Here is a 13,470-nt window from a genome sequence, read left to right on the forward strand (position 1 = left end):
GGTCCCGGCACACTGGGCCGGTGAACCGCGCGCAACGACAGCAGCTCATCGAGATCGACGAACGGCTCTCCGAAGAGGATCTCGCGGATCGGGCCCTGGTCCACGCCATGGTGCAGGCCGAGTGGTACCGGGCGCAGATGCGGCGTACACACCAACGCTATGTCGCCTCGGAGGCCGGCGCGCTGTTCCTGGCCGGCGCCGCCACCGTGCTCGCGGCTCTGAGCGCACCCCCCTGGATCACCGCGACCGTCGCCGGGCTGGCGACGTTCCTCGCCGGCCTGCGCCGGATCGTCTCCTGGCACGACGACTGGCTGGCCGCCTCGGAGGCCCGGGCGAAGGCGGTCGCCGAGATCGCGCAGTACCGTCTGCGGCCGCCGGCCGAGCGCACCCCGCAACGGCAGCAGGAACTGGTCGCCGTGATCGACGGCCTGGTGCTGACCGAGACGCGCAGCTGGGGCCGGCGGCGGCGGGAGAAGGCGCAGAGCGAGGCCACCGCCTGAACGAGCCGGCGGAGAGCCGCTTCTGGTTCACCCTTCCCACGCCTCGAGGGTCAGCGTGAACACCGAGCCGCCGTCCGGGCCGGGCTCGTACCCGACGTCGCCGTGGTTGGCCCGGGCGAGCCCGCGCACGATGTAGAGGCCGAGGCCGGTGCCGCCGACGGTGCCGGCGTCCCGCGCGGCCCGGCTGAGGCGTTCGAAAAGACGATTCTTGAATTCCTCGGGTACGCCGGGCCCATTATCGGCAACGTGCACCCGGACCCGCCGATCGCCGGTGGTGGCGACCCGCACGGCGGTGACTCCCCCGCCGTACTTTCCGGCGTTGGAGAACAGGTTGGTCAGGATCTGTTGCAGGTGGCCGCGGCTGGCCAGCACCGTGGCGTCGGGGCCGTCGATGGTCAGGTGCTCGTTGCCGGTGGCGGCGAGCGCCGGCCGGAGCTCGTCGTGGACGGACAGGGGATGCCGGTCGGCGGTGAGCACGCCCGCGTCGATGGTGACCATCGCGAGGATGTCCCGGACGATCTCGTCGAGCCGGGACGCCTGCCGGGCGATCGCCCCGATCGAGCGGGACCGGCGCGCTTCGTCGATGGTGTCCCAGTCGTCGACGAGGACCTCGGCGTAGCCGCGGATCGAGGACAGCGGGTTGCCGATCTCGTGGCCGAGCATCCCGACGATGTCGAACTTGAGCCGGTTGGCCGCCTCGAGCTCGTCGTTGCGGACGGCCAACTCCTCGGCGGCGAGGTCGCGGGCGCGTTCGGCGGTGCGCCGGTCGGTGACGTCGACGATGGCGGCCAGGATGTATTTCGGCCGGCCGTCGGGTTCGCGGACCAGCGACACGGTGGCCTCGACGTCGACCCAGCGGCCGCTGAGGTGCAGAAGCCGGCCCTCCACGGTGTAGAAGTCCTGGTGCCCGGACATCAGGGCGCCGAGGCGTTCTTCCCGCCCGGCGGCGTCGTCCGGATGGACCATCCCGCGGTCGGTGCGCCCGATCAGGTCGGCGGCCGGGTGACCGACCAGCCGGCTGTAGGCCGGGTTGACCGCGAGCAGCGTGCCGTCGAGCTCGCAGATGATCTGCCCGACCGCCGAGTTGGTGAACTGGGCGCGGAGTCGCTGCTCGCTCTCGGCGTTGCGGGCGGCGTCGTCGGCGTGCCGGAGGGCGGCGCTGAGGCTGTCGGCGAGCAGCGCCAGGTGCTGCTCGTCGGTGTCGTCGAAGGCGTGTGCCCGGCCGGCCGTGACGGTGAGCGAGCCGATCACCTCGCTGCCGGCGTGCAGGGCCGCGGTGATCGCCGAGTGCACCCCGAGCCGGGCACAGGCCTCGCCGTCGACCCGGTCGTCGGTGCTGGTGTCCGGGCAGGCCGCGGAACCGCCGGTGGCCAGCGCGAGCGCGGTGAACGTGCCGGTCGCCGGGATCACCGCGCCGGCCGCGCCGGCCAGGTTCCCGGACGCGGCGAGGCAGCGCAGCTGCGAGCCCTCGACGAGGACCACCCCGGCGGCGTCGGCGCCGGCGAACACGTCGATCGCCCGGTCGGCCACCACCCGCAGGGTGGCATCCCGGTCGGCCGCCGCCGCGGTGACGTCGCGCTGCAGGTCCAGCGTGATCCGCAGCCGTTCCACCTGCCGCTGGATGGCGTCGGCCGCGGCCCGCTCGGCGGTGACGTCGAGGAACTGGATGACCGCCACCTGCGGGCCGGCGTCGTCCTCGATCACCGAGGTGTGGGCGGACACCGTGACCAGCCGGCCGTCGGCCCGCCGCAGCTGCACCTCCCGCGCGCCGCCGTGGTCCTCGCCGTTCGCGAGGGCGGCCAGGGCCTGGGCGAGCGAGCCGTCCCGCCCGTCGATGACCAGATCGGCCATGTGCAGGCCACCGACCTTGCTCGTGGGGTGGCCGAAGATGGCGTGGAACGCGGGGTTGGTGTGGATGATCCGGCCCAGGTCGCCGGCCCGCAGGCCGACCACGATCTTCGCGATCGGGCCGTGCTCGAACACCGACGCGAACCGCTGCTCGCTGCGCACCAGTTGTTCGACCGCGGCCAGGGTGGCCTGCTGCTCCTTGGCGAGGGCACGCACCGCGGCACGGCTGCGCTCCAGCAGCGTGGCGTTCTCGGCGGCGGTGGTGCGCAGCCGTTCGGTCTCGCGCAGCGTCCCGGCCGGCGCGTCCCGGTTCTCGACGATCTCGGCGACCGCGTACGCCGTACCTGAAGCATCCCGCACGGCGACGACGCCGCCGGACACCCGCACCGCCGTCCCGTCCGGGCGTTGCAGGGTGTGCGCGATCGTGGCCGGGGCGGCGTCCGGCCGGCCCATCGAGTCGAGCAGTGCGGCGACCGCGGGCCGGTCCGCCTCGGCGCACATCGCCGGCCAGAAGCCACCGACCACCTGGTTCGGGTCCCGCCCGACCAGGCGGTGGAAGGCCGCGTTCGCCTCAACCACCTCACCCGGAGTCTCGGCGCGCAGGCTGACCACGAGTTTGGCGACCGGGCTCCGCGCGAACGCCTCCGCCAGCAGGCGCTCCTGCTGGAGAAAGCCGACACTCATACCCACCCGATCGGCGGGACAGCGGCAAATATGAGGTTCTCACCACTGAGGCTCATTCCGACTTCAGTCGCCGCCGACGGCGATGGAACCCCGCCGGGACACCCATCAGGAAGAACTACCATCGATATCGCCTTAACTTTCCGTCGATCAGACGATGACACTCAGGGATGAGGGATGGCCTTGGGGACTCGAATCGACGTCGGAGTCGACGACAGGGTTCTGGCGGTTGCCGTGTCCGGCGCGCCGGACGGCCGGCCGGTCTTCCTCCTGCACGGCTCGCCCGGCTCGCGGAGCGGCCCCAAGCCACGCAGCAGCGTGCTCTACCGGCAGGGCGTCCGGCTCATCTGCTACGACCGGCCCGGTTACGGTTCGTCCACCCGGATGCCGGACCGCCGGGTCGCCGATGCCGCCCGCGATGTGCAGGCCATCGCCGACCACCTGGGGATCGATCGTTTCGCGGTGGTCGGCCGGTCCGGCGGCGGACCGCACGCGCTCGCCTGCGCCGCTCTTCTACCCGACCGGGTCGTCCGGACCGCCGTCCTGGTCGGGCTGGCGCCGACCGACGCGGCCGGCCTCGACTGGTATAGGGGCATGTCGGAGGCCAACGTGCAGGCGCACACCATCGCCCGGCGGGACACCCTGCAGTTGATGCACCAGATGCGGGAACTGGCCGCGCAGACCGCCGCCGACCCGGAGAGCCTGATCGAATCGCTGCGCACCCAGGCCTCCGCGCCGGACCTCCGGTTCATGCAGAGCGTCATCTACCGGCGGATGCTCGCCAACAGCTACGCGGACGCGTTCCGGGTCGGCCCCTACGGCTGGCTCGACGACATCCTCGCCTTCCGCGGCGAGTGGGGTTTCGAGCTCGACACCATCGACCGGCCGGTCCGGCTCTGGCACGGCGCCCACGACACCTTCTCGCCGGCGAGTCACAGCCGCTGGTTGGCCCAGCGGATACCGCGGGCGGAGGTGCATGTGCAGTACGGTGCCGCCCACTTCGCGGCGATGGAGGTGTTACCCCGCATCCTGGCCTGGCTCACGACCTGACGGCCGGGGGAAGGGAACCGGGTGATGCGTACGCCTCCAGCTGATCGCAGAGATCCAGCAGCCGGTCGACGCCCTTCAGATGTTTGATGGCCACGTCGCGCAGCCGCTTCGCGCCGTCGATGTCGAGGGCGGTCACCGCCGGGCGGTTGCCGAACAGGTCGTGGCCGTTCGCCATGGTCTGCTTCTGCTGCGCCAGCGCCGACTCCAGCTCGATCCACAGCTCGGCGAACTTGGTCGTCTCGTCGGTGAGGTCGTCGTTGCGGTCCCGCTCGACCAGCAGGCTCTGCAGTTGCGAGCCGACGATCCGCAGTGGAGCCATCATCCGCTCGTAGAGGATCCACTGCTGCGAATCCATCTGCGCGTGCAGGATGCGTGCGGTCTCGTTGGCCAGGTCGGGGTCGACCAGGATCCCGTCCTCGTCCTTGATCGCCCCGGCGAAGGCGTCGGTGCTGGCGAACACCTCCTGTTCGACCTCCTGGAGGTTGTCCCGGGTGGCGCGGACCGCCACCGCCATCTGGGTGCGGATGGTGGCGTACCGCTCGTCCAGCCGCGCCCGGTCCAGCTCCCGCACCTGGTACTCGGCCAGCCGCCGGATGATCACCAGGGCGATCGGCAGGGCGAGCATCCCGCAGATGGCCTCGGCCAGCAGGTTCGAGGTGAACTGCATGTTGCCCCACCAGTCGAAGGCATCGCCGGCGACCGACACCCCGGCCGCGACCAGCCCGATCCCCCAGTCCCAGTAGGCGAACCGGCGCAGCACCGGCGGCGCCGTCCGCCACGCCGACGCCACCAGGGACGGAACGGTGGTCTTCGAGTCCGGCATGGGCGGCGCTCCTAGAACTGATGGGGGTCGATGATCCGGTAGAGATAGGAGCGGCGGTCGAGGTCGGCGACGATCGGGTGGTCCTCGCCGAGCCGGGCGACGATCCGCTCGCGCAGTGCGGCCAGCCGGTCCTCGGCCGTACGGTCGCCGAGGGTCTGCTCCATGAGGGCCAGATTGGCCATGAACCGCAGCGTGTTGGGGTGGTCGGCGCCGAACACCCGCTCGATGGTCCCGGCGATCGCGAGCATGCTCTCGCGCGGCGCGTCCAGCCCGCCCGCGCCGCCCTGCACCAGCTGTTCGGCCTCGCAGAGCGCGAGGTTCATCCGGGTCGACAGCGTGTATGGATGGCCCGGTCCGAGGGCCGTCTCCAGGGCCACCACCGCGGGCCGGATCCACGCGAGCGCGCTCTCGTGCCGGCCGATCGCCCGCTCGGCGATGGCCAGGTCGTTCATGCAGACCAGGGTGTACGGATGCTGCCGTCCCAGCTTCTCCTCGTAGAAGTTGCGGATGGTCAGCAGCTCGGTGACCGCTCGTTCGGGCTCCCCCACGTTGAGCAGGCTCAGCGCGAGGCTGAGCCGGCAGCTCACGGTCTCCGGGTTGGCGCCGCCGAAGAGGTCGTCGAGCTTCGCGTAGGAGGCCTGGTGCAGGCGGAGCGCCTCGCCGACCTCGCCGAGGCTGCGCAACGAGACCGCGTAGTTGGACTGGGTGGTGATCGTGGCCCGGGAGTTGGACCCGCGCGTCTCGACCAGGTCGGCGAGGGTCTGCTCCAGCAGCGCCGCGGACCGCGCGTACTCGCCGGCGTCGCGCAGGTCGCGGGCCAGGCAGGCGGCGGTGGCGAGGGTGTAGATGTCGGTCTCGCCGTTCATCTCCCGGAACCGGCGGACCACTTCCTCGTCGTGCTTGCCGGCCTGCCGGAACTGGCCCATGAGTCGATAGGAGACCGCCAGGTTGTTGAGGGCGTTCAGCGTGCGCGGGTACTCCTCGCCGTACTCGTCCCGCCACGCCTGGTGGGTCTCGATGTCGAGCTCCAGCGCCTCGGGATAGCGCCCGAGGCCGCGCAGGTCGGCCGCGTAGCTGCCCCGGGTCATCAGGGTGTGCGCGTGCCGCTCCGGCAGGAGCCGCTGCTGTTCGGCCAGGACCTCCTCGTCGACCTTCCGGGAAAGAACGAACTCCCCCAGGTCGCGCAGCAGGTTCGCCAGGTTGAACCGCAGATAGAGCAGCTGGCGGAGCAGAACGGCGGCCTCGGCCGGGTCCTCGGTCGAGGCCAGCTTCGCCGCCCAGATCTTGCTGGTCCGCTCGGCCCGGTCCCGCCCGACCACCGGGTCACCCTGCACGTAGTAGTAGCGGACCCGGTCGATGATCAGTTGCCGCACCGACTCGTCGTCGCTCTGCACCGCGTCGGAGGCGTCCAGATGCGGCCAGAGCTGCCGGAACCGCGGCCAGTGCTTCTGATCTTCGACCTCACCGTCCGGCCGCGACTTGGCCAGTACCTGATGCACCTGCCGGCGGGCCACGGCCAACTCGTCCTCGGTCATCCGGGCGCGGACCACGCTCTGCACGACCCGGTGAATCAGGATCTGGCCGCCGCGGTCGCCCTCGCCGGACGACGAGGGCCGCTGGTCCAGCCGCAGCAGGGCCAGCCGGTTGATCTGCTGGACCAGCGCGCCCCGCAGCATCCGCTCGGACACCGCGGAGTTGTAGGACTTGAGGTATTCGGCCATCTGGTCGCTGTAGACCAGGTCCAGCGGAATCTCCGGGGCCAGCAGGCTGCAGAGCTGGAACAGCCGGTAGGCGGCGGGCTCCCGCTCGCGCAGCCGGTTCAGCGACAGGTCCCAGGTGCGGGCGATGGACCGGTCGGTGGTCGCCAGAAGTGACGCGCTCGGCCCCTCGTCCTGGATCTGGGCCAGGTAGTCGGCGACCGGCGTCGCCGTCTCGGCGAGCCAGGCGGCCGCCGCGGCCACCGCGATCGGCAGGTCGGCGAGCTGATCGGCGACCAGGTCGGCGTCCTCCCGGGACATCGTGCCGGCCTTCTGCCGCTGGATCAGGTGGTCGATGCTCTCGTCCCGGGTGAACACGTCGACCTGCACCGACGACTGGGTCTGCTCGTCCCACCCCTTGTTCCGCGAGGTGATCAGGACGTGGCCGGGGCCGTGCGGCATGAAGTCGCGGACGGTCTCCGGCTCGTCGGCGTTGTCGAAGATGAGCAGCCAGCGCCGCTTGTCCCGGCTGAGTTCCTGCACCACCGCGCGGGCATAGCCGGCGCCGGACTGCTCACTCTGCAGGTGGAGCCGGGCCCCGAGGTCGCGCAACGATCCTTCGAGGCTCTCGTCGGTGTCCGCGTTGAGCCAGGCCACCACGTCGTAGGCGGCCCGGTACCGGTAGGCGTACTCGATCGCCATCTGGGTCTTGCCGACGCCGCCCATCCCCTGCAGCGCCACCGCCTGGATCCCGAAGAGCACCACGGCCGCGCCGGTCCGGACCTGTTCGCGAAGGTTGCGCAGGCCCGCCTCCCGGCCGGTGAACCGGGCGTTGCGGGCGGGCAGGTTCACCACCAGGTCCGGTTCCTCGCCCGGGTAGCGGGGTGCGCCCGCCATGATCGCGTCCATGTCGCCGGCCGGGCGCCCGGCCAGCTCGAGAATGCGCTCGGCCGCCACGGTGGCGCTCACGCCCGCGACGAAGACCGAGTTGGCCGGCGGGATCCGGCGCCAGGGCGTGATGTCGGCGGTGTAGATCGCCCGGAGCGAGGGATCGGTCGACGCCACCCGCGATCCGCCGGTCCAGTACTCGGCACCCTCCGCGCGCGAGATGATCCGCAGCTGCTGGGTGCTCGTCACCGGCACTTCGCCGTCGCCGCCGAGCTCGTCGGCCGCGTGCACGACACGGAAACCGCCGGCCACCAGGACGTGCTCGACCCACTCGTGCCACACCTGATCGATGCCGGCGCCGGCCAGCACCACGATGTCCGCGTCGGAGAACGGCTTGCGCTCGAACCGGGCGTTGATCTGGGCGCGAAGGCCGGGTGGCATGGCCGGAAGCGCGCCGATCGCGCCGTTGGTGATGTGGTGGGTGAGCGTCTCGTACGCGCTGAGCAGGGTGCCGCTGCCGCCGGAGAGATCGCCGAACGTCGCCAGCGTCTCCTCGTACGCGTAGAACGCCTGGTAGGGCACCTGAACACCGAGCCAGTAGGCCTGCCGCTCGACGTCGTCCAGGCCGCTGGGCAGATCGGCGAACTGCCGCATGGCCACCGTACGGCCGATGTCGGACTTGCGCTTCTCGGCCGGATCGACGCGCATCGGCACCGGCAGCACCCGGATGCCGCGCCGGCCCGGCAGTTGCCGGGCGATCTGAGCGGCGCCGTCGATGCCCTGCTCGCTGAAGGTGAAGCAGTCGACCAGCACGTCCGGCAGGTGGCTGGTGCAGATCCCGGCGGTGTCGCTGTGGCCGGTCCGGCTGTCGATCAGGGTGTAGTCGTAGTGCTGCTTCATGTCCGCGCGCATGGCGTCGAAGAACTTGCCGCCGTCCTGGGTCGAGTAGAAGTCGTCCCAGTTCATCTCGTTGGGGCCGACGTACTCGTGGTTCTGCTGGCCGGCCGAGAGGTAGTCGAGGGTGCCGCCGCCCGGGAACTCCCAGTCCAGCGAGAACGAGTGCCGCTGGACGCACGCGTACCGGCCGAACTGGCGGTCGACGCCGTCCCCGCCGGCCAGGTGACTCTTGATCCGGCCCGGCTTCCAGTCGATGCGGGTGGTCGACCACTCGTACTCGTGGATCATGTCGATCACGCCGCGGGTGCTGGCCAGGACTCCGGCGTCGATGAACGGGTTGTAGAACCGGTGCAGGCCGGGCGATTCGAGGTCCCAGTCGATGACCAGGACCCGCTGCCCGTTCGCGGCGAGGATCCAGGCGACGTTGGCCAGCGCCATCGTGCGCCCGGTGCCGCCTTTGTAGGAATAGAAGGTGACGACCTGTCCTTCGCGACTCTTGCTCATCCGGCCGCCCCCTACGTTGTTCTGTTCGGGTGTCCACGAAGGAAGTTGCGCCGCGCGCGGCGGACCGCCTCGTCGATGACCTGCTCGAACTCGGCCGCATCCCGCGCGACCTGGACGCCGTGGCGTACCAGGACCCGGACCTCGTCGGCCAGGTCGAGCGTGTGCGCCTCGTCGCCGTTGTCGGCGAAGACCAGCACCACGGTCATCCACGACGGCAGCTGCGGCAGCAGGCGCATGACCATCGGGCGAGCGGCCGGCTCGTCCAGGGCGGCGGCGTCGAGCAGCAGGACGCCGGCCGACTCGCGGGTCCCGTTGACCGACACCGGGACCGAGACGCTGGTGACGATCTCGGGCAGGAGGACGAGCCGGTGCGCGGCCTGCACCGCCCGATCGGTCACCGCGCCCGGCTGACCACCGAACGGCGACCAGTCGCCCTCGTCGCCCTTCGGCCGGATGACCGAGATCAGGAAGCGCGCCTCCGGGGCCGCGCTCGGCAGCAGGGCCGGTGCACTGCGGACCCACTCCGGCATCTGATCGGGGTGCTCGGCCGCATACACCACCCGCTCGGCGAGCAGCTCCACGATCTGCCGGAGCTCATTCGCGTACGCGCTGAGCCGGCAGATCGACAGCATGCCGCAGTCCGCGTACTCGCCGACGAAGTTGCCCAGCGACATGGCCTGCGCCAGCCCGCTGACGCTGCGGGCCGGGATGTAGGCGTCCCAGAGCACCGGATGGATGAACGGCAGGTCGGTGGGGTGGACCGGCCGGTGCAGATATTCGCTGAAGTCCGGCGGCGGGCTGTGCAGGAACTCGCGCGTGTAGAGCGGGACGAGCACCCGGACCGGCGGCAGCCCGGCGGCATGCGCCCGGCGGGCGTCACCTTCGGTAGCGAAATAGAGCGAGCCGATCCGCAGGCCGGACGGCCCGGACGCGCGGGTGCGAACCTCGTCGTCGAGGCGGTGATAGAAGCGCTCGACCCACTGATTCGGAATTGACGCGCGCATATGGATCAACGAGAAGTACAAGTCCGGGCGACTCACGATCGGGTTCCGATCAACACGCCGGGAGAACTGACATGATCCCCTGAGCGCGCACGTCGACTCCGATCTGTGACGGTTCTGCTACGGCCCAGGATCCAGCGTAATGCGCCCGTTCCACTCTGTCATCGGGGACGTCCTGCCGTTGATCTCCATCGAATGATCAAACGCGGGATCGGTTGACACTGAACAATTCCAGTGCCCGATCCACTGCCGACACCATCGGCATGAGGTGCGACGATGCGGCACCGATCGGGCCGGAGCGAGCCCACGGCTGCTGGATAAGATCAATCCCGACGGCCCCGAAATCGTTGTCGTCCAGCGCCGGGGCCTGGAATTCCAGCAGCCGCCGACGGCCGCTTTCCGACACGAAGCAGGAGAAAGTCATGATCGGAATAGCCGGCACGAGACGATATTCGGCAAGATGCAAAGCGGTGCACTTGTCCATTCCCACACCGATCAGCAAAACCTTCGCGCCGGTTCGGTAGAGGGCGCCCAGCGGTGACCTTTCACCGAGATGGCACGGCAGGTCGTGCTCGGCGACGAGATCGGCGGCGGCCGGCCCGAGCGCGGCGAACGAGGTCTGCGGATGGCTGCTCCGCCACGCCCCGGGTTGTCGCCGTACGTGTTCGGCGAGCGCCCCCATCCCGTACGACGGGGAGGTTCGCGGATCGAAGCCCGGCATCCCGTCCTCGTAGTGGGCGCGCTGGGCCTTGGACATGCCGGCCGTCGCCGCCCGGTACACCGGACTGGTGAGCGAGTTGTTCGCGGTCTGCGTGGGCACCACGATCGTCCCGGCGGCACCGAGCACGTCGCGGAGAGCGGTCAGCAGGGTGTCCGGCCCGCGATCGAGCGGGCCGGCGGTCCGCATCGCGCAGTGCACGAGAACCACCTCGCCGGCCCGGAGGCCGAGGGCCCGCAGGTCGGCGGCGATGGCGCTCGCGTCCCGGCGAGGCCCGGTCACGAACCCCAACCCTCCACGGTGGCCGCGAGCCGGTCGACGAAGTCGACGCCGAGCGGGGTCAGGGCTTCGGTGCCGCGCAGGGCCGCGATCGCGCCGGTCGTCCAGCCCAGGTACTTCGCGTACAGCTCCGGGCCGCGCGGATCCTGATCGGCGCGCAGCCGCCACGCGTCGGCCACCGCCGCATGGGCGTACACCCCTTGCAGGGCCGCCTCGACCGGTCGGGGCTCGGGCTTCCAGCCGACCATGATCCGGGCGTCCGAATCACCGTCGAAGAGGTCGCAGAGATCGAGCAGCGCGCCGAGCTTGCCGTGCTGGAACTCGTGCACCAGCAGGACCGCCAGGTCACCGGGGTCGGTCAGCGCGGCGGCGACCGAGCCGAACGCGTCCCGCGCGGTGGACGCGCGCTGGGCGCCGGCCGGGTCCCGCTCCAGCGGCACGACCGCCCGCAGACCGGCGCGCAGACCGGGCGCGTACGCCGGCAGGTCGGTGACGATCACGCGCCAGGCCTCGGTCAGGGCGTCCCGCCACGCGCGCTCGGCGCCCGCGTCGAGCCGGCCGGCCGGAGTCCACCGGTGACAGTCCCGAGCCGGATCCCCGTCCTCCAGACGAATGCCCCAGCCGCCGAGGTCGACCCATCGCGCGGGCTGCCACCAGGCGGTCGCCTCGGGCCGGGCCAGGTTGACCGACAACGTGCGGTCCGGCCCGATGATCCACAGCTGGTCCTGCTCGACCTTGAGCCGCGCCGGCCCGGTGACCGGGCTCGGCCAGTAGACCGTGCCGGCCGTGGGCAGCGCGACCACGCCGCGGTCGATCTCGACGTCGACCTCGACCGCCACACCGGCGTGCACGGCCGCGGCCGCGGCCAGCCCGCCCAGGTAGGACAGCCCGCCACCGACCGCGCCGGGGCGTAGCTGGTCGACCGCCCAGGCGCGGGCATAGGGGTGGGCCAGCACGCGCTGCACGGCGCCCGCGTCCACCGACTCGACCGCGGCGAGGGCGTCCCAGGCCGCGTTGCTGCCGTGCTGGTCGATGACCGCGAACAGAAGGGCCCGGGTGATGGCCGGTTGCTGGTCGGCGAGCCAGCCGATGGTCGACTCGGCACCGAAGCCCGAGCCGATCTCCGCCACGATGCTGCCGAGGGCGTCGGGCTCGGTGTCGGCAAAGTGCATTTTGCTCTCCTCATTGCTCTGCTCGACCAGAACGCGCAGGTCGGCGCAGTAGACGGAGGGATTGTCGAAGCCGCTTCCGGTGCCGGTGGTGCGGAAACGGTGGGCGTAGAGGCCGCCGCGGCACTGATCCACGACCGGGCAGCTCCGGCAGACCGCGCTCAGCGCCTCGACCCCGGCCAGCCGGGCGGCGATCGGCGCGAGCCGGGACAGATCGTCGACGGAGTGCGTGAGCACGCTCAATCCGGTCGCCGGTGCCCCGTCGTAGGCAATCTTGATCGAATCGGCCTGCTCGTAGCGGCCGTCGGTCTCGATGACCGCCATGTCGACCACATCGGCGCCGAGCTGCTCGCTGCCGCTGGGTCCGCCGTCGGCGGTGGAGTGCAGGCCGTCGAAGAGCCGGATCCGCATCGGACGCTTATCGGCCAGCCAGCGCTGATGGATCACCGAGAGCCAGGAAGCGTACGGCGTGAAGTCGCCGGCCGGGCGCAGCGGCGGCTCGTCCCAGGTGGCGTGCGGAAGGAGGAAATCGACCTCGGGGGGCCGCTCGGCGAGCAGCGCCGCATAGACGCGCAGCGGGTCGTTGCGCACGTCGACGGTGCACAGAAGCCCGGCGTACAGCTCGCGATAGTCCGGCGTCCGCAGCAGCGCGAGAGCCGCGCGCACCTGGTCGTAGCTGCCGGCGCCGTTGGCGAAGCGACGATGAAGATCATTCGCTGCCCGATCGCCATCCAGCGAGACCCCGACCCGCACGCCGTGCCGTTTGAGCACGTCACACATCGGGGGTGCCAGCCGGACACCGTTGGTCTGCATGATCAGGTCGAGCCGGGTGACCGGTTCGACCTGCGCGCGAAGGTCGGTGAGGATCTCGTCCATCCGCGCCGCCCCGACGAGCAACGGCTCGCCGCCGTGCAGCACCACCCGCACCCGCGGCAGACTCCACGCGTGTGCGTGCTCGGCGATCCGGCCGGCCGCGGCCCGCAGCACCGCCGGCGCCATCGTGCGCGGCTTGGTGCGCCAACTCTGGTCGGCATGCTCGTAGACGTAACAATGGTCGCACGACAAGTCGCAGCGACCATTGATCTTGAGGACGAACTGGCTCAGCGGATGCGGCTCACCGCTCCCTGGGACACCACCCGTCGCTCCGCCCATCAGGGAGCAGACTGGAAGGCGGCCACATCGAGACGCCGCATGAGCGACCGGTTGTCCACAATTCGCCGTACAACCCGGTCGGCCTGGTCGGCCCGGATCTCGTGCAGCGGCGTCGCCTTGATGGCGGCCAGCGGCTCAGCAAGAGTGTCCAGGGTCGTAACGGTTTTCACCATAACTCCAGATATCAGTAATCGGGGACGCTTGTTGCGGTATGCCGCAGATTCAAACGAATAAGCTTGGTTCAAGTTCCGGCGGCGCCCGCA

General features: G+C 70.9%; 9 protein-coding genes. 2 read left to right on the forward strand and 7 right to left on the reverse strand.

The annotated features are described in order from the left end of the window. The first annotated feature begins 20 nt into the window (after nt 1–20). On the forward strand, nt 21–500 hold the full coding sequence (locus Adu01nite_RS03210) for an SLATT domain-containing protein (RefSeq protein ID WP_203724703.1): 480 nt from the start codon (nt 21–23) through the stop codon (nt 498–500). Between the two features lie 27 nt (nt 501–527). On the opposite strand, the gene Adu01nite_RS03215 is transcribed toward Adu01nite_RS03210, so the two are convergent. Next, nucleotides 528–3,032, reverse strand: a complete 2,505-nt coding sequence (locus Adu01nite_RS03215; protein WP_203724704.1) for a PAS domain S-box protein — start codon at nt 3,030–3,032, stop codon at nt 528–530. A gap of 174 nt (nt 3,033–3,206) precedes the next feature. Here Adu01nite_RS03215 and Adu01nite_RS03220 point away from each other — a divergent pair, with 174 nt between their 5' ends. Next, entirely contained in the window at nt 3,207–4,079 is an 873-nt protein-coding gene (locus Adu01nite_RS03220; RefSeq protein ID WP_203724705.1) for an alpha/beta fold hydrolase, read from the forward strand. Here Adu01nite_RS03220 and Adu01nite_RS03225 read toward each other — a convergent pair. From Adu01nite_RS03225 to Adu01nite_RS03250, 6 genes are all read right to left on the reverse strand, one after another. After that, nucleotides 4,069–4,902: a hypothetical protein gene (locus Adu01nite_RS03225; protein WP_203724706.1), complete on the reverse strand. Its 834-nt coding sequence runs from the start codon at nt 4,900–4,902 to the stop codon at nt 4,069–4,071. The two genes, Adu01nite_RS03220 and Adu01nite_RS03225, sit on opposite strands and share 11 nt — an antisense overlap. Before the next feature lie 11 nt (nt 4,903–4,913). Continuing rightward, nucleotides 4,914–8,888: an FxSxx-COOH system tetratricopeptide repeat protein gene (gene fxsT / locus Adu01nite_RS03230; protein ID WP_203724707.1), complete on the reverse strand. Its 3,975-nt coding sequence runs from the start codon at nt 8,886–8,888 to the stop codon at nt 4,914–4,916. Nucleotides 8,889–8,899: 11 nt separating this feature from the next. Next, the gene (locus Adu01nite_RS03235; protein ID WP_203724708.1) at nt 8,900–9,892 is read right to left on the reverse strand and encodes a hypothetical protein; all 993 of its coding nucleotides are present in this window, start codon (nt 9,890–9,892) and stop codon (nt 8,900–8,902) included. Between the two features lie 196 nt (nt 9,893–10,088). Continuing rightward, entirely contained in the window at nt 10,089–10,808 is a 720-nt protein-coding gene (locus Adu01nite_RS03240) for an AAC(3) family N-acetyltransferase (RefSeq protein ID WP_239132105.1), read from the reverse strand. 77 nt (nt 10,809–10,885) lie between these two features. Next, entirely contained in the window at nt 10,886–13,207 is a 2,322-nt protein-coding gene (locus Adu01nite_RS03245; RefSeq protein ID WP_203724710.1) for an FxsB family cyclophane-forming radical SAM/SPASM peptide maturase, read from the reverse strand. Then, nucleotides 13,207–13,377 (reverse strand): hypothetical protein, encoded by a 171-nt coding sequence (locus Adu01nite_RS03250; RefSeq protein ID WP_203724711.1) that lies wholly within the window; start codon nt 13,375–13,377, stop codon nt 13,207–13,209. The genes Adu01nite_RS03245 and Adu01nite_RS03250 overlap by 1 nt, the downstream gene beginning before the upstream one ends. Nucleotides 13,378–13,470 lie beyond the last annotated feature (93 nt).

The sequence above is a fragment of the Paractinoplanes durhamensis genome (genome assembly GCF_016862175.1).
GTDB classification, from domain to species: domain Bacteria; phylum Actinomycetota; class Actinomycetes; order Mycobacteriales; family Micromonosporaceae; genus Actinoplanes; species Actinoplanes durhamensis.

What these genes read in the sequence shown, in the direction of transcription:
- Adu01nite_RS03215 (WP_203724704.1), bottom strand. Translation starts at nt 3,032, where the DNA reads ATGAGTGTCGGCTTTCTCCAGCAGGAGCGCCTGCTGGCGGAGGCGTTC.
- Adu01nite_RS03220 (WP_203724705.1), top strand. Translation starts at nt 3,207, where the DNA reads ATGGCCTTGGGGACTCGAATCGACGTCGGAGTCGACGACAGGGTTCTG.
- Adu01nite_RS03225 (WP_203724706.1), bottom strand. Translation starts at nt 4,902, where the DNA reads ATGCCGGACTCGAAGACCACCGTTCCGTCCCTGGTGGCGTCGGCGTGG.
- fxsT (WP_203724707.1), bottom strand. Translation starts at nt 8,888, where the DNA reads ATGAGCAAGAGTCGCGAAGGACAGGTCGTCACCTTCTATTCCTACAAA.
- Adu01nite_RS03235 (WP_203724708.1), bottom strand. Translation starts at nt 9,892, where the DNA reads ATGCGCGCGTCAATTCCGAATCAGTGGGTCGAGCGCTTCTATCACCGC.
- Adu01nite_RS03245 (WP_203724710.1), bottom strand. Translation starts at nt 13,207, where the DNA reads ATGGGCGGAGCGACGGGTGGTGTCCCAGGGAGCGGTGAGCCGCATCCG.